We start from the raw sequence: 21,384 nt of genomic DNA, 5'->3' as shown, positions 1-21,384 counted from the left end.
AGCTGTTCCGTTCCTACGCTGCCCGTCGCTAGCTTACCGCTCGTTACGCTGCCTGCCGCCAGCTTATCGCTCGTTACGCTGCCGTCCGACAGCTGCTTGCTTCCGATTGCGCCTGGCTTAAGCTTGCTGCCTGTCATGCTTTCTTCACCGATTCGGTCGAAAGCAAGCACATCGGCGGCCAAATGGGCTAACGTAATCGAGCCTTTCCGAAGATGATAGCCCTGCAAGGTCTCAGGCTTCAGATGTTTGCCGGATAACGATTCGATCTGTACATGCTCGCTCGAAACGGAATCCATTGCCAGCTTTGATCTTGTTACCGATTCATTCTGGAGCGCAAGCTCGCTAACGCTGTTCTTCTTCAAGTGGGTCTCGCTGATTGAATCCGGCTTTAATTGTTTGGAGCCAATCGCCAGATCGGCAACTTTATCGGATGTAATTGCCCCTTCCGCTACATGGTCCGTGCTCACAGCGCCGAATTGAAGCTTTTCTCCGCTAACCGAATCTTGCTGCAAATGCTGCTCTCCAACAGCCTCTGCGGCCAGCTTCTCCGAAGTGATCGACTCATCCGCCAGATGAAAGCCGTGTATGCTGCCTTCGTTCAAATGGGTTCCGAATACGGAGTTATTCGCCAAGTGGCGTCCTTGCACCGCTTCATCCGCAATTTGCTTCGATTGAACGGAGCCGCCGCTTAGCTTGGATGAAGTGACCGCGCCGTCCTGCAGCGCCACTTCGCCTACGGATTGACTGGACAAATGACCGGCTCCGATTGCGTTTGCTTGAATATGAAGCGCCTGTATTTCCCCCTGCGGGATATGCCGGCCCGTAATGGATTGTTCGGCTATATGAAGCGCCGTTACCGAATTAGGCGCCAGCTTCTCGCTGCTGACGCTGCTGTCGGCAAGCTTGGAGGCGGATACGCTCAGATCGGCAAGCTTATCCTCCGTCACCGATTCCGGAGAAAGCTTAAGGGAATTTACGACGTGATCGGCCAAATGGTGCGTGAAGACGGCGCCCGCTCCGATATATCGCTCAGTTACAGCGCCATATTCGAGCTTGTTGCTTGTTACGGCACCGTTTTGCAGTTTATCCGTATCGATGATGCCATCCTTCAGATGGCGGTTCTCAAGGCTTTCTGACTGCAAATGATCACCGTTAACGGCATCGGCCGAAATCGCTTCCCCCGTCACGGAGCCAGCGGTGAGGTGATAGGCTCGCAGCGAACCCGGCGCAATTTTTTGAAACGTTACGGCTTCATCTTTCAAATGTTTGGTCGCTACGGCTTCAGCCGCAAGAATATGATCGTCCACCGCGCCTTCCGTCAGCTTGTATCGCGATACGGACTGATCTGCCAACTGGGCCATATTAACGGCATTAACCCCTATATGCTCTTCACGTACCGACAAAGGCGCCAGCTTATCTTCATTAATAATCCCATCCGCCAAATGCTCTCTCTCGACGGCTAGCGGGATGATTTGCTTGGATGATACGGAATTTGCCGACAAATGCGACAGAAGCACCTGCCCGTCGGCAATTTTGACAGAGGTCACGCTTCCTCTGCTGAGATGGCGATTATGCACGGAATCGTTTGTCAGCTTCTGTGCGTTAACGCTTTGGTCGGAAAGCTTCGATAGCGTAATGGAGTGATCGACCAGCTTGATTGTCGATACGGATTGATCGGCGAGCTGGGTCGAGGTTACGGCTTGATCAGCGAGATGTTCGCTTGTTATTTGCCCGGCTCCTACGTGTCCGCTTTGGACGGAGCTTTTCTGCAAATGTGAGGAAGACACCGCGCCGTCCGCCAATTGCTCGGACTTTATGGATTTTGCCCTTAGCTCCCTTGTGCCAACCGCTCCTTCCGCCAGATGCTCAGCCGTTACTTCTCCCGGGGCCAAATGCTTACCCATAATATTGCCTAGGGCAACATGCTCGGCAAGCAATATCCCTGCTTTCAAATGATTCGCGTCAATGGCTCCATCCGCAATCTTCTCGCTTGAAACAGCGCCGTCCCGCAGCTTCGACCGGGTTATGGCCCCTTCGGCCAGCTTAGAGCCGTCTATCGCTTCGTTTGCCAAATTCTCCGGTCGGATCGCGCCGCTCTTAATTTTCTCGGATACGACCGATTGGTCGGCCAGCAGCTCCGAGGTGATAAGAAGCGATCTTAGATGCCTCGAATCGATCGAACCGTCCGCAATTTTGCTGGCATGAATCGTACGGTCGGCAAGCTTCTCAGAAGTGATGCTGTTATCTTGAAGCTTACTGCCTGGAACCGAATAATCCTGGAGTTTTGCACCTGTGATTGAATTATTAATTAAATGTTCGCTGCCGACCGATTCGGGAGCTATCTTCGCCGCATGTACAGCCTCGTCGGCAATATGGATGCTTTCAATAGCGTAGTCGGCGATCGTGCTCCCCTGCACGCTGCCAGCAGCCAGCTTGCTCCCCGTGACAGCCCCTGGCGCAATTTTCTCCGAGGTAATGGACAAATCGGTCAAATCATCCGTGTAGATAAATGAAATCGGCGCAGCCGGATTTTTTCTTTCCTCTACCTTAGCAAGCTTTTCTGCAAGACTAGGCTCTTTTGCTTGTACTGCCGCCTCAATCGCTTCCTGCGGCTCTGCCTTCGGAATCGTCGCATCTTCAGCAGTAATTCTGATTGGCGGCGTCAATACAGTCGTTACAGTGTTTATACTCGCCTTTTCCTCTGTTGCTTCCTCTGCTTTTATGGATGTTTTGGCCGCCAACCTTTCGGCAGCATTTTTCTTCTTCCCTTCATCCAGCCACTTTAATTCGGAAGTATTCGGATTATCGACATAAAAAAGCGGTTTCTGCCCCTTGGAGGCCTTCCTTCTTCTGCTTTTTGCCATTGTCCTCTCCTTCTCCCACCTGAAATGTCATAGGTAATATATGCACTAACCCATGGGCTCGCTACTTGCCCAAAATAAAAAACCGCGGAAGCTTCGAACGCTTCCCGCGGTTTATCCCATTGTTATTCGATTATTTCGATTTGGACAGCAAATACAAGAAATAGGGCGCCCCGACAACGGCCACGACGATTCCCGCCGGGATCTCATTCGGCTGAAAGGCCGACCGGCCAATCGTGTCGGACACGATAACCAGAAGAGCGCCCACGAAAGCCGATGCCGGAAGCAGAAACTGATGGTGAGGACCGACCAGCCTTCTTGCCAGGTGGGGAGAGATTAATCCGACAAAACCGATTCCTCCGCCGACCGCAACGCAAGATCCGGCCAAACCGACCGCCGCGATCAACAGCCATGCCCTTTCCTTGTTCACCCGGGCACCCAGGCCAATCGCGAGCTGATCGCCAAGATGAAGCGCATTTAGCACCTTCGCCTTATAGAGGACGAATGGCAGGATTACGAGAATCCAAGGAACAAGGGCCAACACGAACTTCCAATTCGTTCCCCAAATACTGCCGGCCATCCATACCGCAAAATATTGATATTTCTCCGGACTAATCCGCAGCGTCAATATTTGCATGACAGCGTTTATACCCGCAGCTACCGCAATCCCCGCCAGTATCATCCGGTTCGGCAGCAGTCCCCGGTTCTTTTTGTAAGAGAGCATGTAGATAAGCAGCGCCGCCAAGGCCGCCCCGAGCAGGGCTAGCAATGGCATCATATAGATAGAGCCCTTCTCCGTGGTCGGATAATAAATAATAAATAAGATAACAGCTAATCCGGCTCCCGCGTTAATCCCAAGCAAACCCGGGTCAGCGAGCGGATTGCGGGACAGCCCTTGAATGATGCAGCCCGACACGGCGAAGCCCGCTCCTATTAATAGGGAGATGATGATGCGCGGCAGCCGGAAATCGAACAGAATCAGCTCCTGCTTAGCCGTACCTGCGCCGAACAGCGTCCTAAATACATCGAGGGGCGACAGCCGGATAACACCCGTGTTCATGCTTATAATAAAAGAAACCGCGATGAGCGCGAAAAGCACAGTCATTACGATAAGCGCACGTTTTATTCTGCGCTGCTCGACAGCCGAAATAGAGGTCGTATTCATGGCTATTCCTCCCTCATCTTCGTAATGAGATACAGGAAGAAGGGCACGCCGATGACGGCAATAATGATGCCGATTGAGGTCTCGGCCGGAGGATTAACGAGCCGGCCGCCAATGTCCGCCAGCACCATCAGCAAGCTGCCCATGATCGCTGAGCACGGGATAATCCACCTGTAATCCACGCCAACGAAATAACGGGCGATATGCGGAATGATCAGCCCGACAAAGCCGATTGAGCCTACAGCCGAGACGGCCGTTCCGGCAAGCAATAAGACGATAATAACGCCGATGCCTTTGATTAGGCCCGTCCGCTGCCCAAGTCCGGCAGCGACATCGTCGCCTAAGCTCAGCACCGTAATGGAACGGGAGAGCGCCAGTGCCGCAAGCAATCCGATAATGATCCATGGCGATACCGTCTGAATCTGCAGCCACTTCGTTCCCGACAAACCCCCGGCATACCAGAAAGCCAAATCTTGTCCGATATTATAGTAAATCGCGATTCCTTCCGTAATCGCAAGCAGGAGCGCGCCAACCGCCGCTCCGGCTAAAGTCAGCCGGACAGGGGTTAAGCCTCCCTTTGCCAGCGAGCCGATCCCGTAGACGAGGCCCAATCCGACGGACGCGCCTGCAAAACAAACGAGCATAAGCCCCATATACGACATAGAAGGGAAAAAAGCGAAGCAGACAGCCAGCATGAAAGCCGCTCCCGCATTAACGCCAAGCAGGCTGGAATCGGCAAGCGGGTTGCGGGTCATTCCCTGCATGATCGCGCCGGCCACGGCAAAGGCCGCTCCGACCAGAGCGCCGGCCAGAGCGCGGGGCATGCGGAGCTCCTTGATAATTTGATGATGGGACAGCTCAGGATTGAATTGAAAAACCGCCTCCCATACCGTTCGCAAATCAATATCTGCAGCTCCGACGGATATGGATAAGGCAAGCGAGAGAATTAATGCGCCAAGCCCTCCGAACAAAATCATAATGGCCAGAAACGGACGCGCGTGCAGCTTCTCGGCGGCCTGTTCCTTCGTACTGGATGGAGAATACATGTCCTAACTACCCTTCTGTATGTAAACTTAGCATGAATAACCATGATGATAAAGAATGAAGGAGCACAGATCAATCAGTCTTAATCAAGCAGAAACGCCTATCGGCGTCCTTATCTAAGGACGCAACCGTTTACTCCGTATTTTCTGAAGCAGCTCTTGAAGCAAGCTCACCCTAAAAACGGTAACGCTGTGAAATATAAGTCCATTTATGAATGCTACACTCTTAAAGTCTTATAGTATAAAAAAAATCCGCTGTAATGATAACGATTCTCGTTTTCAATATAGCAGATTTTATATTATTTTTCAATGCTGGAATTACAGAAACAAGCTTCATGCAGCCCGGGTTATCCCCATGTTCCTATCATGAGCCGTTTCAGCTCCTGGCAATATTAACCGCCGCCGTAAAGCGGCCCGGAGCAAAAGATTGAATCGGCAGCGCCGTTACCTTCTCCTCCAGCAGATCCGCGACGATCGATGCCGTAATGGGGCTTAATAAAATGCCGTTCCGGTAATGCCCCGACGCCATAATGACCGCGGGATTCCCTTCAACGTGGCCAATCAGCGGCAAGCCGTCACGGGTCGCCGGCCGCAGCCCCGCCCACCGGTGCTTCGTGTCCCGTGCTTGCAAGAACGGAAAAACACGGCTGCTGCTGCGAATCAGACGGTCGATGCCGCGGTCCGTCACCGTTGTGTCGAAGCCGGCGACATCCTCGGAAGCTCCGCATACCAGTCTCCCGTTTCTTTTGCCCACCCAATAAGCTTGACTGGAGAACACCATATGCCTGACTTCGTCCGGACCGTGATCAAACGAGCATATCTGTCCGCGAATCGGGTGTACCGGTATTGATAATCCGAACCAGCGCTCATACGAGCCTGCCCAGGCTCCGGCGCATACGACCAGTCGATCCGCAAATACGGGATGGTCTAATGCTTGAGTGCGGATGGCCGCTCCGCCGCCGGCTAAGGAACTTATCTCCTCAATAAAACCTGCATGATCCAAAATAACAACGCCTAACGTGCGGCACGCCTCTTCGAGCGCCGCCACCAGCTTCGGCGCGTACACATGGCACTCGCCGGGCGTGTATACGCCGGCGATGGCCGATGCGGACAGCATCGGCTCCAGCTTCCGAAGCCGGGCTGCGTCTACGAGCTCGGCTTTCGCTCCCCAATTATTTTGCCACTGCAGCCTGGATTCGATCGGCAGCAAATCCGCTTCATGCATGAAGACGTTGATGCTGCCGCTTTGGATGTATTCCGTCGGCATTCCCGACAGCTCCTCCACGGCAGCGATCCATTCCGGATAACGGCTCAAGCTGCTTAAGCATAGCTGAAAGAAGCTGTCCGGCTGCTCGGTATTTTCCGAGAACGGCGCCAGCATTCCCGCGGCTGCTCCGGACGCTTGACCGCCTGACCTCCCCGGCTCGACAAGCGTCACCTTCATCCCTCTGCGCGCCGCTTCGAAGGCGCAGGACAAACCAATGATACCGCCGCCCAATACCACGATTTGAGCCGGCATTACTGCTTGCCTCCCATGCCCGCAGCCGCTTCGAACAACGAACCTGCCCAATCGCTGCTCGCGGAGGCATATTTTTTCTTCGGAATTCGGCCGGCCAGCCGCGAAAGCCTTCCCGCTTCAATCGCAAGACGGAATGCGCGCGCCATCATGACGGGGTCCTGCGCTTTCGCGATCGGCGTATTCGCCAGAATACCGTCCGCTCCAAGCTCCATGGCCTGCGCCGCATCCTTCGCCGAGCCGATCCCGGCGTCTATGATGACAGGGACGCGGGCCTGCTCGACGATTAGTCCCAAATTATACGGATTTAACAATCCAAGCCCCGTTCCGATCGGCGAGCCTCCCGGCATGACGGCCGCAGCGCCGGCTTCCTCCAGCCGCTTGCACAGGATCGGATCATCCGACGTATAAGGCAGAACGGTAAAGCCTTCGCCCGCAAGCTGCTCCGTCGCGCGCAGCGTCTCGATCGGATCGGGCAGCAGCGTCCTCGCGTCGCCGCTGATTTCAACCTTGATCCATTTCCCTAAGCCTGCCTCTCTTGCGAGCCGGGCGATTCTGACTGCTTCTGCGGCCGTGCTTGCGCCGGAAGTGTTAGGCAAATAAAACGTCTGCCGGTCTTCCACATGCTGCAGCACCGAATCATCCTCTACGCTCTCCAGGTTAACCCGCCGGACAGCGAACGTAATCACTTGGGCTCCCGATTCTTCAAGCGCCATCTGAAGCACGGCGGGACTGGGAAATCGGCCCGTTCCAAACAAGAAACGCGATTTCAACGTATGACCCGCGATGACGAAAGGGTCTCTCTCCATCGATTCTCCCAACCTGCTCAACCCCCTCCGACAAATTGTACGAGCTCTACGGCGGCACCGCTCCGAAGCTCGGTCTCCGCCCAAAGCGCGCGCTGTACGATTACGCCGTCCAGCTCAACGACGAGCCTCTTATTCTGCTGTCCCAGCTGCCTGACAAGTTCCTCGATCGTTCTTGCGTTTGTTTGCTCCGCGCGTCCGTTCACCGTCAGCTGCTTCTGCCGTCCGGCTTCCTTGCCTTCAGCCGCTTCGATCCGCTGAAGGAAGGCCCGGCACGTCGCTGCCGGATCAGGGCTGCCCACGATGGCCGATACGGAACAAATACGCTTCGCGCCGGCTGCCAGCACTTCATCCACGTTAGCCGGCGTGATGCCTCCAATGGCGACGAACGGGATCGAAATACTACGCGCCGCCTCCGCCACATAGCTGGTCGATACGGCAGCGCGTCCCGGCTTCGTATCGGTCGGAAAGACGGGACCGACGCCGATATAATCGGCACCATCCCGCTCGGCGGCCAATGCCTGCCCGATATTATGCGTCGATATGCCGATGATCCGGTCCGGTCCCAGCAGGCGCCGCGCTTCGGCGATCGGCAGATCGTCCTGGCCCAAATGCACTCCGTCGGCATCCGTCTCCAGCACAATATCCGGATAATCATTGATAATAAGAGGCACGTTGTATTTTCGCGTTAATAACCGCAAAGCTTTCGCTTGCTCCAATACCTCTGCGCGCGAGCCCGTCTTATTGCGAAGCTGCACGATGTGGGCGCCGCCAATTAACGTTTGCTCCATCACATCGGCTAGCGTTTTGCCGGGATGATTAGCTTCCGCCGTAATGACGTACAATCGAAATTGATTCCAATTTGGCTTATCCATCTGCCAGCGCTCCTATTTTAGATTTTGGTCTTCCCGTACTCTGACCGGCCAAGTAGAACCTGCACAGCTGAACCGCCCGGTCCTTGTCGGCCGTCCCCTGCACAAGCGCCCTTCCGTCAGGGAACAGAACAAGCGATTCTCCGCTTGAAAGCTGGGCCCGAACCAAGTACTTGTTGACCGTCACCGCGCAATCCGATTGTTCCAGCTGTTCCGCCAGCCTCTCCAGCTCGAACGGCCTTCCCAAGGTCACCTGCACCGTATCTCTCCCGCACAAAATCGACGATTCGAGTTCCTCGGCTTCCGGCTTGATTTCCCCATCTTCCCGCGTCGCTCCCCTGCCGCTTTGCTGATCGCCGCAATAAACGCATCCCGCCTGCCCTGAAGGTATTGCCGATTCACGCATCCGGAACGGCCACAGACTAACGCTAAGCCAGGTTCTCCTTATCGCGCTCGCATTGCCGGTAAGCCATTTGACCGCTTCGACCGCCTGCATTGAAGCAATCAGCTCTATAATCGGCGACAGAACCCCGAGCGTATCGCAGGTATCCCCCCCTCCCGCCGCTTCCTGGCCGCCGATCAAGCAGCGCAGGCATGCGGTATGGCCGGGCAGGAGAACCGCGCTCATTCCTTCGGCCCCTGCGGCTCCGCCGTATATGAACGGAATGCGCTGCCGGAAACAGACGGCGCTCAGCAGCAGCCTTGTCGCGGCATTATCGGTACCGTCCAGCACAAGCTGCACGCCTTCTGCCAGCTTGCTGACATTCGCTGCGTTAACATCGGCTACCTCAGCGGTAATCATCACTTCGTTATTGATGCCGCGCAGCTTATTCGCGGCCGCGACGGCTTTCGGCAGCATGGCCAGCGCATCCGCTTCATCGAAGAGCACCTGGCGCTGCAGATTGCTCGGCTCGACGAAATCGCGGTCGACGAGTCGAACCTCGCCAACCCCGGCCCGCACCATGTGCTGGGCAAGCGAGGCGCCCAGCGCGCCAACTCCGACGATTAGCACGGAGGACCCGGCCAGCTTCCGCTGACCGGCTTCCCCGATCGGCGCGAATCTGGTCTGCCTGGAATAGCGGTCCGCCCAGATCGTTTCGTCTTGCCTAGCCATAAATCATGTTCCCGGATGCCTTGAACGCTTCCGACTTCTCCTTCATCCCGGCTTCAATCGCCTCGGTTGTCTCCATACCGTTCTGCTCCGCATATTCCCTGATATCCTGCGTAATCCGCATGCTGCAAAATTTCGGGCCGCACATCGAACAGAAATGAGCCGATTTCGCCGCTTCGGCAGGGAGCGTCTCGTCATGGTAGGACATCGCCCGCTCCGGATCCAGCGATAAATGAAATTGGTCGCGCCAGCGGAATTCGAACCGCGCCTTCGACAAAGCGTCGTCGCGCTGCTTCGCCCTCGGATGGCCTTTCGCCAAATCGGCCGCATGCGCCGCGATTTTATACGTGATAACTCCTTCCTTCACATCCTCCTTGTTCGGCAGGCCAAGATGCTCCTTCGGCGTTACATAACAAAGCATGGCCGTTCCGAACCAGCCGATCATCGCGGCGCCGATCGCCGAAGTAATATGGTCGTAGCCCGGAGCAATATCGGTCGTAAGCGGTCCAAGCGTGTAGAACGGGGCCTCGTCGCAAACCTCCAGCTGACGGTCCATGTTCTCCTTGATCAGATGCATCGGCACATGTCCCGGGCCTTCAATCATGACCTGCACGTCATGCTTCCAGGCGATCTTCGTCAATTCGCCCAGCGTATCGAGCTCGGCGAACTGCGCAGCGTCATTCGCATCGGCGATCGAGCCGGGACGCAATCCGTCGCCAAGGGAGAACGATACGTCATACGCCTTCATGATTTCGCATATTTCTTCGAAATGCGTGTACAGGAAATTTTCCTTGTGATGGGCGAGACACCAAGCGGCCATAATCGAGCCGCCCCGGGACACGATTCCCGTTACCCGCTTCGCCGTGAGCGGTATGTATCGCAGCAGCACGCCGGCATGGATCGTGAAATAATCAACGCCCTGCTCCGCCTGTTCGATAAGCGTGTCGCGGAATACTTCCCAGCTGAGCTCCTCCGCTTTGCCGTTTACTTTCTCCAGCGCCTGGTAGATCGGCACCGTTCCGACAGGCACGGGCGAGTTGCGGACAATCCACTCGCGGGTGGTGTGAATGTTTTTGCCGGTCGACAAATCCATGATCGTATCCGCGCCCCAGCGCGTCGCCCAGGTCATTTTCTCCACTTCCTCCTCGATCGAAGAGGCTACGGCGGAGTTGCCGATATTCGCATTGATTTTGACGTGAAAGTGACGGCCGATAATCATCGGCTCGCTTTCCGGATGGTTGATGTTTGCCAGAATGATGGCACGGCCTGCCGCAACCTCGCTGCGTACGAACTCCGGTGTCATCCCTTCTCGAATCGCAATATATTCCATTTCCGGCGTAATGATGCCCTTGCGCGCGTAATGAAGCTGCGTTACATTTTGTCCCGCCTTCGCCCGCAGCGGCTGCCGCATGTAGCCCGGAAATCGTTCCGCGCCCCGCTCCTGCGCCTTCTCCGCAGACAGGAAGCCGTTATCCTCGGGCTTTATCTCGCGGCCCTCGTAATGCTCCGCATCTCCCCGTTCCTGAATCCATTCGCTGCGAATGGCGGCCAAGCCGCGCTTAACGTCTGCCGTATAGCTTTCGTCCGTGTAGGGACCGCTCGAATCATAGACCCTTACCGCTTCGTTCGGGAGCACCTCTCCATTCCTGCCCGTGCTTGGTTCCAAAGCAATTTCTCTCATCGGCACCCGAATGCTGTCCTTCGATCCTTCTACATACACTTTGCGGCTGCCCGGCAGCGGCGTCGTTAAAATCGGCATAAACAAAAAACCTCCCAATGGAATAGTTAGAATTCCTCCTGGAGGCATGCAAGCGGCGTATAAGAAAAGTTCTGGAACAGCTCCTCCCCGGTTCTCGATGCTGTCGCTATCGAAAACCGGGCTCGCCTCGGCGGCATTCATCGCGTAATCGCAACAAAAAAACCGCCCCGGCGAGGGAGCGGTTGAAGTGTGTCGTTACGCGCGGGCACCCGGACACGGGCTGGCCCGTACCGATCGGCATTTCGTTCGCCTTCAAGCCGACCAAGCAGCTGTAAACGGCGGAGCAGCCTTCTCGCGCAATTGCATAAACGCACAATCCCACTTTCCTACGCTGGCATAACCCAGATCAGGTTCGAAGGGACCAAAGCTCTCGCTTTATCTCAGCCGTGAAGGCGCCCCTAGTGGATTTCCTTGTTAGACTATAACGCGCGCTCTAAAGAAGTGTCAACCCTTTTATTGCCGCCGCCGTGCAGAAAGGCATCTGCTTCCGGCCGCGCTACAGCTTAATTTTCATTTGGAACAAGCCTGCTTTGCGTGCCGCCATATATACGATGACGACAAGCGGGCCGATGAACACCCCGATCACTCCGACAAGCTTGAAGCCGACATATAGGCTGATCAGCGCGGACAAAGACCCGATACCGACCGAGTCGCCGAGAATTTTCGGCTCAACAATCCGGCGGAACACGGTAATAAACAGGAATAAGATAATAAGTCCTACACCGGCGTAAAGATCCCCTGTTACCAGCAGATAAGTACCCCAAGGCACGAGGACCGACCCCGTTCCGAGAATCGGCATAATATCAACGATAATAATAAGCAGCGCGATCGCCAGCGGATATTTCACGTCGAGCACGAGCAGGCCGATCAACGAGATGATGTATGTAAGGGCGCTCAAGATAAACTGGGAACGTAAAAATCCGAAAATCGATTTTTTCAAATTGTTTAAAACATCATCGACCTGCGGCTGCGATTTCTCGTCGAACATCGACAAGACGGTGGCCTTCATCGTATTCAGGCTGAAGCTGAACATATAGACCGCAACCAGAAATACGATAAAGAAAATGAACATGCCCGGAATGCTCGAAGCGAATGAGATAACGGTATTCGAGAGCGATCCGACCATCTTCGTAATCGTGCTCGTCAGACCTTGCAGCCACCCTTCAAGCGTCTCGACCGCGTCGGGCGGAAAATTCTGATAGAGCGATTGGGCCCTTAACATCAGATCGTCGACGAAGCCGTTGGCATTCTCGAAGTAATTCGGAACTTTTTTGAAAAAGGCGATAAGCTCGGCGGCAACCTTCACCCCTAGAAGAGCGATCAATCCAATGAGGATAATCGTGAAAATACTGCTTGACACCGTAGCCGCAACGAGCCTGTTCATTCGGAATTTCCTCATAAAAAGCTGATTGAGCGGCTCAAGAAAAATCGCCACGACGAGTGCAAGCAGGAAAGGCGCGCCGACGGTAAACAACAAATAGATCATCAATAGCCCTAATGCAATAAATACGATTGTCTTAATAGACACAAAATTGGCCTCCCTTCTCTATTTCTATATGCGTTTGCTGCCGCTGTTAAGCCTATTGACCCCGTCCTGTCCCGAACTAGTCAAGTACGGCGCGGCGCCGATGGAAATCAACGTCCTTGTAATACATATCCTTCACCAGCAAATTCGGTCCGCAGCACGCTGCCGCCGGACAATGGCAATTGACGCTGCCGGCGAGCGGATGCTCCAGCCATTTATCGAACACGTCGTCCAGCTTCGAGGACGTGATATTCCCGAAAGCCGCCACATCGGAGAAGTCGGTCACGAATACGTCGCCGGAGAACAAATTGACGTTCAATCTGTTCCGTCCGTCCGGATCGTTGCGCACCGTTACGTTCGGCTCGCCCGCTAGCCTTCTTAGCAGCTTGCGTTCATCCGCATTATCGCTGCAGTGATAGAAAGGGAGCGTTCCGAACAGCATCCATACGGACGAATCCCTCGCTCCCAGCAGACGCTCAATCGCCTGCAGCATATGCCCGCGCGGCAGCACAGGCAGATCCTTCGCGAATGCGCTCGGATACATCGGATGCACCTCATGGCGTTTGCAGCCCATCTCCACGATGAGGCGGTGAATCTCGTCGATCTTGTCATAGGTTCTGTAATTGATCATCGACTCCGCGGATACAAGCACGCCGGTCTCGCTGAGCCTTCGCGCGTTGTCGATCATTCGTTCGTAAAGCTTGGCGGCCGTATCGTACGAAACGTTGTGGCCGGCCTTGGCAAAGCCGATCTGATGAAAATCTTCGGCAGAGGTATAGTTGAATGAAATATGCATGACGTCCAAATAAGGGGCCAGCTGCTCATATCTGCTGTACGGCAGGGTAATATTGGAATTGATTTGGGAGTAAATGCCCCGGCTGCGGGCATATTGAAGCAGCGGAACCATGTACTCGCGTACCGTCCGGTCGGAGAAGGTCGGTTCTCCTCCCGTTATGCTGATCGTCCGCAGCTTCTCGACCTCGTCCAGCCGGTTCAGCATCCGCTTGAGAGGCAGCTTCGCGGGCTCTGACAACACAAGAGTATCTCCTACCGCGCAATGCTCGCATCGCATATTGCAAAGGTTGGAAACCGTCATTTCTACGCTGGTCAACCGGTGTCTCCCGTTCATCTGCAGCGAGCGGAGCGGATCCCAGGGATCATTCGCCGGCGATAGGGCTGTCATCGGTTTATCGGATTGCCGTAAATCTATCATACTCATTTTTCAACACCTGACTTCATATTCTGGGATAAAACATTATCTATTATTGTACTGTCCGACCCCGCTGGAAGCAAATCAATCTCACTCTTATTTATATTTCCAATTTGAAGCGGGATGAACCTTGAAAAAAGGAGCCTTATCGGCTCCCCTGCTCCAGTCCGTTACACACCCGCGACTTGCTGCGCTTCTCTTATATCGTCATTGACGCCGACGATCATCATAGTCAGCCGCTTGGACAAGTCGATTTCATAAGGCGTCCTCAGCTCTTCACCAGCTTCATTGTACAAAACCCGCACAACAGGCCGATGCGGATAAGAATGATTGATGTCCGATACGACGCCTTCTTCACCGGTCTGCAGCTTCACCGAAATGCCGATCGGATAGATCGCGACCTTATCGCGGAACAGCTGAAGCATCCGCTGCTCATATAAGGTACCGCTCCCGGCATAGAGCCTCTCGATGGCATGATGCGGCAGAATGGGATCGCTGTATATGCGATTTGTCGTCATCGCGTCATAGGAATCGACAAGTCCGACCCATTTCGCATAATCATGGATTTCATTTCCTTTGATTCCCCGAGGGTATCCGCTTCCGTCTATTCGTTCGTGATGCTGCAGGGCGCAGTGCGCAACGAGCAGCGGCATATTCGGTTCGTCCTTCAGCAGCTCGTAGCCGATCCGGGTATGGAGCTTCATCGACTCGAACTCCTCCCTTGAGAGGGAGCCGGGCTTCTTCAGCACATCGATTGAAATTTGTGTTTTGCCGATATCATGCAGAAGCGCCCCCATCCCGAGCGTCGCAAGCTCATCCCGGGAATAGCCGTAAGCCATGCCCAGCAGCATCGTGTACACGCAGACGTTCAATGAATGCTGGTACAAATAATGGTCGACGGAGCCCATGTCAAGCAGCATAATCATCGCATCCTGATGCCCGGATAGGTCATCTATAATCTGGTTCATCAACTGTTTAAAGGGCTGGGCGATGTACGGGTAAGTTATGCCCTTCTCGCGCTTTGGACGATCCATCATGGCGCGGAAGTTTTTTCTCACATCCTTCAACGCATGCTGCATCGTTTCCTCGGATATTAAAGACGGCAGGACAATATCCTCCGTTCTTGAATCCGCTATGTACACATACTGAATGCCGCACTGTTCCAGCCTCGAAAGAAGGCGTTCCGTCAGTTCAATATTTTCACCGAGGAGGACGAGCCCGTCCTGAGAAAATATTTTTTTGGCCAGCTTCATACCAGGCCTGCATTTCACAATCGGCAGCAATCGCATTTTCTCGATCCTCCCTATACGGTCAGTTACTTATTACATCGGAAAAAGCCGATCGTAATGTTAATGTAAGGGAAAATCGACAAAACCGCAATGATTTTCTGCTATATTTCGACATATATTCCGTGTGTTCTACAGTTAAATTGCTAAACAGACCGATCATTCCAGCGGCTTTGCCTGCATTCTTGGAGATTCGTCGAATTTTGAAGTTGGGAGGCAATGACATCCCGAATAAACTCCGGCAAATAAAAATTCATGCTTTCCGCATTGGCGAGCGTCTCGTAGCCTGCCTTGAAGCTGAACATATCGATCGTTCCTACCGTATATAGGCGATCGTCCTCGAGCATAACGCCATTCACTTCCGCCGCGGTAATTTTGTCCATCGCCGGACGCAAGGAATCATATTCGATCCTCATGCCGTCAATCGCAAGCGAGCCGAGCACTTCGCCTCGAAAGCCGAAGCCCTTGATCGGCTTATGAATGAATTCGGGGAGCAGCGACTGCTCCAGCGCTGTCTTGATGTGCCTGCCGGCAATGATCATCCGGCAAGGGTTGATCGGCGACGGACAGAGGGCGTGCAGTTCGCCCGCTGTCACGTCCCCCTGCCCGAGGCCGCCAAGCAGCTGTCCGGCGTTGACGATGCCGATCTCGGCATCGGCCCAGCCGCGCAGGCCGGCGGCCAGCAGGTTGCCGAGCGGCGATTCCCGCTCGGCCAGGGCGGGCAGCGGCGCATCGAGCCGGGCGATGACCCGGCTCAGGCGGCGCTGTCCCGCCTCGAGATAGCCGCCGATGATTGCGGCGGCTTCGGGATGCTCCGCCATTGCGGCTGTCGGCACGCAGGCTGCGCGGAACACGGGGCGGGCGGTCATCGGATCGATCCCGATTTCGACCCGCCCGACATACTCGCCGAATTTTCCGGCTGCGCAGATGGTAGTGCCGCTGATGACAAGCGGCTCCTCCAATAAATGATGGGTATGCGCACCCAGGATGAGGTCGACGCCTTCCACATTTTCCGCGATCCGCCGATCCGCCGAAATGCCGAGGTGAGACATGACAACGATCACATCCGCATGGTCCCGCAGCAAGGCCGCTTGTTCCCTTATCGCTTCGACGGGATCCGATACCTCCCACCCCAGCAAGGAATAAAAATCGTTGAACGCCGCCGTTACCCCGATTAAGCCGATGCGAAGGCCGTTCTTACGGATAACGGTGCAGGGCACGAGCCAATCCGGCTGCCCGCCGGTTTCGGAATCCCTCATATTCGCGCATACAACGGTAAACCTCGCGCGATTAACATAAGCTTCCTCTATGGTCTGGCGAGTGTAGGTAAGCCCCTCGTTATTGCCCAGCGTGATCGCTTCATAGCCTGCGGCATTCAGCAGCTCCACGTTCACAATGCCGTCGCTTCCTTCCGTCTCGATGCGCATCCGGTCCATATGATCGCCGCAGTCGACGGCAAGCACCCGGTCACATCCGGTTACCATTCGTTCCTTTGCGATGAAGGATGCTATTTTTGCGGCATTCTCCAGCCGGCTGTGGATATCGTTGCTGTGAATAAGCACAACTTGGGTACGTATACGATCCGACAACTTATTGCATGCCTCCTCATCGCTTCGTTCTATGGCGTTTTATTTTTTCATCCGCAGGTCGTCCGCCTTAAACGTCCGTTTAAACCCGTAGGACGCATCGTGGCTCCCGCTTCCGGCATTTTGCCCAATCGTCAGCTTGACGATGCTCTTCACATTCAGGCACTTGCTGCTTCCGTTCGGCACGTATAGCCGGATGGGACCCGCCGCCGTTAACGGCTCTCCGGCAACCGAATACAGCACGGCCGCCTGCTCCAGCTGCTCCCACGGAATCGCCGCCTCGAACGTATCCGCCGCTTCAACGATAAGCTGCGTCGGCGTCTCAGCCGGCGTATGAACCCCGCAGTATCTCAGCCAGGCCTTATACCATCTATGCCAATCGAAAGCCTCTCCGGCCGTCTCAGGGACTCTGTCGGCTATGGGAAAGCTCTCTCCCGCCAGTTCAGCCATCTCTACGGCATTCGTCGTTCGGCGGCCAAGCTCGAAATGCTCAATTATGATTTCACGCATAGGTCTCTATTAACCTCCGATCTGGGACATGCGCCGGTCCGTAGGCACATGCGACAGCCCTTCATTCGCCAACTTGGCGGCCATTTCATGATTCTCCGGTTTAATATCCATCGCACGGAGCAGCACACGCCGCATCGCCTCCGGATTGCCGAGAGCTTCCTTCACGTTCAGCTCATCGACCCAGTACAGGCACGGCTTAATCGAGCCGTCCGCCGTAAGACGAAGCCGGTTGCAGCTGCTGCAGAAGTGGTCGCTGATCGGATGGATAAGCCCGAATGAACCCCGTCCGCCTTCGATCTGATAATCTTCGGAAGGGCCGTTGCCGTGCACGTTCGGACCGCGGTTGAAGGAGTAACCCTCCCGCTCCGCCACTTCCAGCACGCGGGTAAGCGGCAGATAGTGCTTTCTCCAATTCTCATCCGCGTGGCCGATTGGCATATATTCAATAAATCTGACGTGCATCGGCTGCTCGTAAGCCAGCTTTAGAAACGCTGCGATCTCATCTTCATTAACTTCCTTCAGCAGGACGCAGTTCAGTTTGATGGGCTGAAACCCGACCGCCGCCGCAGCTTCAATTCCCTCCAGCACCCGCTTTAGCTCGCCGCGTCTCGCAATAAAACGGAAACGGGCGGAGTCAAGCGTATCCAAGCTTATATTCACCCGGTTAAGGCCGGCTGCACGCAGCGCCTCCGCTTGCTTCGCAAGAAAAATGCCGTTTGTCGTTAAAGCGATATCCCGAATGCCCGGTATGGCGGATAGTCTGCCGATCAGTCCGTCCAAGTCCGGACGGATGAGCGGTTCGCCGCCCGTAATGCGCAGCTTGGATATGCCCAGCTCGGCTCCCGCTTCCACGACTTCTACGATTTGATCGTAGGACAGCAGGTTCTCGGATTCCGTAAACGTCATGCCTTCTTCCGGCATGCAATATAAGCATCGCAAATTACAGCGATCGGTAACAGATATTCGCAGGTAATCGTGTACCCGTCCAAAGCGGTCCGTCAAGGCCGGCATGAGCTCCACTCCCTTTCTATGTACCTACAAGCATAACATTTTTTTACGAATTATGATATTCTATAATCAACCAATGCGAAAAAGATGAGAGGTTTTGTAACATGACATTCAAGTGGACGATTCAACTATTTGCGGGGCTTCCCGAACGGATCGGCGTTCCCTCGCTGCAGCTTCAATCCCATGATGACCATATGACCGCAAAGCAATTAAAGGATGCTGTTTCCGCCGTTTACCCGGACCATAGCCCGCTTATCCGTATTTCCTTTATTGCCTGTAACCATACTTATGCCGCTGATGATACGATTTTACGGGTTAATGACGAGCTGGCCTTGCTCCCGCCCGTTTCCGGCGGCGAAGAACAATCGGTCCCCGCCGCAGGCCGGGATGATCTCTACTTGATTACGGACGAGCCCATAAGCTCCGATGCCGTACTGGCGAAAGTGATCGTTCCCGAGCATGGCGCCGCCATCACCTTCGTAGGGACAACGCGCGAATGGACGCAAGGCAAACGGACGACAAAGCTCGAATATGAAGCCTACGCACCGATGGCCGTAGCGACGATGAGGCAGATCGGGGAGGAGATTGCCGGGAGGTGGCAGGGCGCTTTGTGTGCCATTACTCATCGGATCGGGGTAGTCGGAATTGCCGAGACGAGCGTCGTCATTGCCGTATCCTCGCCGCACCGGGACAGCTGCTATGAAGCCAGCCGGTACGCGATCGAACGTTTAAAGCAGATTGTGCCGATTTGGAAAAAGGAAATATGGGAAGACGGCTCGGAATGGAAGGGGCATCAGCTCGGCCCCTGGAATCCTACCGTCCCGTTGACGGACTTTTAATCCTTTAAAGCGAAAAACTTGAAACGGATAATAGGAGAAGGAAGGAGAATAATATATGAATCATGATAAGCTTGCGGCGAGCGCTATCGAATTAGCCGCTTCCTCCTCTGTCTCTCGTTACGCAAGACAGATTCGATTTGCCCCCGTCGGAGAGAAAGGGCAGCAAGCTCTGGGCGAAAGTCGTGCCGCAGTCGTGGGCATGGGCGCTCTAGGCTCCGTCATTGCCCAGCATCTCGTTCGTTCGGGCGTAGGTTTTGTCCGGGTCATCGACCGCGATATTATCGAGTGGAGCAATCTGCAGCGGCAAATGCTGTATACGGAGCAGGATGTTAGAGCTTTACTTCCAAAGGCCGAAGCCGCTGCCAATCATTTGCGCGAAATGAACAGCTCGGTCACCGTAGAAGCCTGTGTCGCGGACTTAACGGCGGCAAATATCGATGAACTGTTGGACGGCGTTCATGTTATCATTGACGGCAGCGATAATTTCTCCGTCAGATATTTAATAAACGACTACAGCGTCAAGCATCATATTCCATGGATTTACGGCGGGGCGGTCGGCGCTTCCGGCATGACAATGACCGTGATCCCCGGCGAGACCCCCTGCTATCGCTGCTTGTTCAATGAACCGCCGGCGCCCGGAACAACGGATACCTGCGAAACGGCCGGCGTAATATCGCCGATCGTCGATATTATCGCCTCCCTGCAATCGGCCGAAGCCATCAAGCTGTTATCGGGCAATTCGCAAGCGCTGCACCGGACCCTGTTCCAGGTCGATCTTTGGAACCATGCCTGGCTTCCTGTTTCCGTCGCGAATGCCAGACGCAATGACTGCGATTGCTGCGGGCATGCCCGCTTCGAATATTTGAACGGGCAGTCGTCCGGCCCAGCCGCTGCCGCCTTGTGCGGCCGCAATTCCGTACAAATCTCGCCAAGCTATCCCGTGTCGATCCAATTAGATGAGCTCGCGGCAAGGCTGCAGCCTGTCGGCCGCGTTACGGCGAATCGCTTCCTGCTTCGTTTAGTTCTTAAGGACGAGCTGACCTTCGTTTTATTTAGCGATGGCCGCGCTATCATTCAAGGCACGGATCAAATCACGAAAGCAAGATCCATTTATGCTGAAATATTAGGAGATTAGTCGCTTGCGAAATATCCTCTTATTGCCTTCCTATCAATTCATTGTTACTATAGTAGTAAAATTATATAACAATTTGCAATTGAGGTGTCTTGATGAGGGTTCATGTGACAGAATTAATCAATGGGGATCTTTTGAGCCATGACACGTTTAATAACTTCGGGCTTCATGTGCTCTCCAAAGGAACGATCGTAAACGACCAAGAAATATCAAGACTATTTCAACATCAAATCGAGTATGTTGATATTGAAAATAGAGCCAGCGATGAGCCGGCCGCCCGTACGCTCGAGACGACGGTGAATCCGAAATGGCTCCCGAACGTACAGCCTATTTACGAAAACGCTGTCAAGAGCTTCGAGAAATTTTTTAACCATGCGCTTGTCGACGGTAAGGTGGACGATCAGGAAGTAACCGCTGTTATTCAGCCCCTATTGAATAATTTGCAGATGGAACGCGATGTCGTCTCTATGCTTCTTCTGTTAAATACAAACGATGATTATGTCTACCAGCACTCCGTTCAAGTCGGTATGTTATCCTATTATCTTGCCACTTGGACGGGTTATTCGAATGAAGAGTCCGCAACGATCGGTAAAGCCGGCTTCCTGCACGATATCGGGAAGTGCCAAATTCCGGGCGAGGTTCTTAATAGACCGGGCAAGCTTACTGAAAGGGAATTCGAAGAAATCAAGAAGCATACCATCTACGGTCATGAGATCATTTTAAACTCCTTTGATGATCCTTTCCTGGCGATCGGCGCACTCCAGCATCATGAACGGATGAACGGCAGCGGGTATCCGAACGGCCTGGAGGCCGACGATATCCATCCCGTTTCCAAAATCATTGCCGTTGCCGATGTCTACAGCGCAATGATCTCCCAGCGGGTATATCAACAAAAAAGAGACTTGTTATTCGTACTCAAGGAGCTTTACCGGTTAAGCTTCGATGAGCTTGATCCGTTCACGACGCATACCTTCATCAAGCATATGATCCCCAATTTCATCGGCAAACGGGCGGAGCTCGTTTCAGGAGAAGTCGGTATCATCGTCATGACGCATCCGATCGAATTTTTCCAGCCGCTTGTCCAGATCGACGAGCGTTTCATCGACTTAACCATTGAACGTGATTACGAAATCAAACATGTTTATTTATAGACAAGTG

General features: G+C 54.3%; 16 protein-coding genes, 1 pseudogene and 1 riboswitch. Of the genes and pseudogenes, 3 read left to right on the top strand and 14 right to left on the bottom strand.

Features of this window, described 5'->3' with window-relative positions; all coding sequences use genetic code 11:
- The 14 genes and pseudogenes from H581_RS33645 to moaA all read right to left on the bottom strand — a co-directional run.
- A pseudogene (locus tag H581_RS33645) lies at positions 1-2,864 on the bottom strand (hypothetical protein); the annotation flags it as partial.
- 130 nt (positions 2,865-2,994) lie between these two features.
- Positions 2,995-4,026, bottom strand: coding sequence for a FecCD family ABC transporter permease (locus tag H581_RS0110320; protein WP_028609918.1), 1,032 nt, complete (start codon positions 4,024-4,026; stop codon positions 2,995-2,997).
- Positions 4,027-4,028: 2 nt separating this feature from the next.
- Positions 4,029-5,069, bottom strand: coding sequence for a FecCD family ABC transporter permease (locus tag H581_RS0110315; protein WP_028609917.1), 1,041 nt, complete (start codon positions 5,067-5,069; stop codon positions 4,029-4,031).
- Between the two features lie 373 nt (positions 5,070-5,442).
- Positions 5,443-6,585 carry a glycine oxidase ThiO gene (thiO, locus tag H581_RS0110310; protein ID WP_028609916.1) on the bottom strand — a complete coding sequence of 381 codons (1,143 nt, stop codon included), beginning with the start codon at positions 6,583-6,585 and terminating at the stop codon, positions 5,443-5,445.
- Positions 6,585-7,391: a thiazole synthase gene (locus H581_RS33640; protein ID WP_036718884.1), complete on the bottom strand. Its 807-nt coding sequence runs from the start codon at positions 7,389-7,391 to the stop codon at positions 6,585-6,587. Before H581_RS33640 ends, thiO begins: the two co-directional genes overlap by 1 nt.
- 17 nt (positions 7,392-7,408) lie before the next feature.
- A complete protein-coding gene (thiE, locus tag H581_RS0110300; RefSeq protein WP_028609915.1) occupies positions 7,409-8,263 on the bottom strand; it encodes a thiamine phosphate synthase in 855 nt (284 codons plus the stop codon).
- Entirely contained in the window at positions 8,256-9,374 is a 1,119-nt protein-coding gene (locus H581_RS33635; RefSeq protein ID WP_051250644.1) for a ThiF family adenylyltransferase, read from the bottom strand. The genes thiE and H581_RS33635 overlap by 8 nt, the downstream gene beginning before the upstream one ends.
- Entirely contained in the window at positions 9,367-11,130 is a 1,764-nt protein-coding gene (gene thiC / locus H581_RS0110290) for a phosphomethylpyrimidine synthase ThiC (protein WP_028609914.1), read from the bottom strand. Before thiC ends, H581_RS33635 begins: the two co-directional genes overlap by 8 nt.
- Before the next feature lie 306 nt (positions 11,131-11,436).
- A riboswitch (TPP riboswitch) is annotated at positions 11,437-11,540 on the bottom strand.
- Positions 11,541-11,626: 86 nt separating this feature from the next.
- Positions 11,627-12,658: a sporulation integral membrane protein YtvI gene (ytvI, locus tag H581_RS0110280; protein ID WP_028609913.1), complete on the bottom strand. Its 1,032-nt coding sequence runs from the start codon at positions 12,656-12,658 to the stop codon at positions 11,627-11,629.
- Between the two features lie 76 nt (positions 12,659-12,734).
- The gene (gene yfkAB, locus H581_RS0110275) at positions 12,735-13,874 is read right to left on the bottom strand and encodes a radical SAM/CxCxxxxC motif protein YfkAB (protein WP_028609912.1); all 1,140 of its coding nucleotides are present in this window, start codon (positions 13,872-13,874) and stop codon (positions 12,735-12,737) included.
- A 161-nt stretch (positions 13,875-14,035) separates the two neighbouring features.
- Positions 14,036-15,154 (bottom strand): HD-GYP domain-containing protein, encoded by a 1,119-nt coding sequence (locus H581_RS0110270; RefSeq protein WP_028609911.1) that lies wholly within the window; start codon positions 15,152-15,154, stop codon positions 14,036-14,038.
- Between the two features lie 143 nt (positions 15,155-15,297).
- Positions 15,298-16,740: a bifunctional metallophosphatase/5'-nucleotidase gene (locus H581_RS0110265; protein WP_028609910.1), complete on the bottom strand. Its 1,443-nt coding sequence runs from the start codon at positions 16,738-16,740 to the stop codon at positions 15,298-15,300.
- Between the two features lie 39 nt (positions 16,741-16,779).
- Positions 16,780-17,247: a hypothetical protein gene (locus H581_RS0110260; protein WP_028609909.1), complete on the bottom strand. Its 468-nt coding sequence runs from the start codon at positions 17,245-17,247 to the stop codon at positions 16,780-16,782.
- A 9-nt stretch (positions 17,248-17,256) separates the two neighbouring features.
- Positions 17,257-18,258, bottom strand: a complete 1,002-nt coding sequence (gene moaA / locus H581_RS0110255) for a GTP 3',8-cyclase MoaA (protein WP_028609908.1) — start codon at positions 18,256-18,258, stop codon at positions 17,257-17,259.
- Positions 18,259-18,359: 101 nt separating this feature from the next.
- Here moaA and H581_RS39295 point away from each other — a divergent pair, with 101 nt between their 5' ends.
- The 3 genes from H581_RS39295 to H581_RS0110240 all read left to right on the top strand — a co-directional run bounded on the left by H581_RS39295 (position 18,360) and on the right by H581_RS0110240 (position 21,377).
- Positions 18,360-19,094: a molybdenum cofactor biosynthesis protein gene (locus tag H581_RS39295; RefSeq protein WP_028609907.1), complete on the top strand. Its 735-nt coding sequence runs from the start codon at positions 18,360-18,362 to the stop codon at positions 19,092-19,094.
- Positions 19,095-19,149: 55 nt separating this feature from the next.
- Entirely contained in the window at positions 19,150-20,229 is a 1,080-nt protein-coding gene (locus H581_RS0110245; protein WP_051250642.1) for a ThiF family adenylyltransferase, read from the top strand.
- Between the two features lie 104 nt (positions 20,230-20,333).
- On the top strand, positions 20,334-21,377 hold the full coding sequence (locus H581_RS0110240) for an HD-GYP domain-containing protein (RefSeq protein ID WP_342663399.1): 1,044 nt from the start codon (positions 20,334-20,336) through the stop codon (positions 21,375-21,377).
- The last annotated feature ends 7 nt before the right edge of the window (positions 21,378-21,384 follow it).

Origin of the sequence: Paenibacillus harenae DSM 16969, assembly GCF_000422465.1 — a bacterium.
Classification (GTDB): Bacteria; Bacillota; Bacilli; order Paenibacillales; family Paenibacillaceae; genus Pristimantibacillus; species Pristimantibacillus harenae.
The sequence above is the reverse complement of the archived record's forward strand: the minus strand, read 5'-3'. Positions and strand labels throughout refer to the sequence as shown.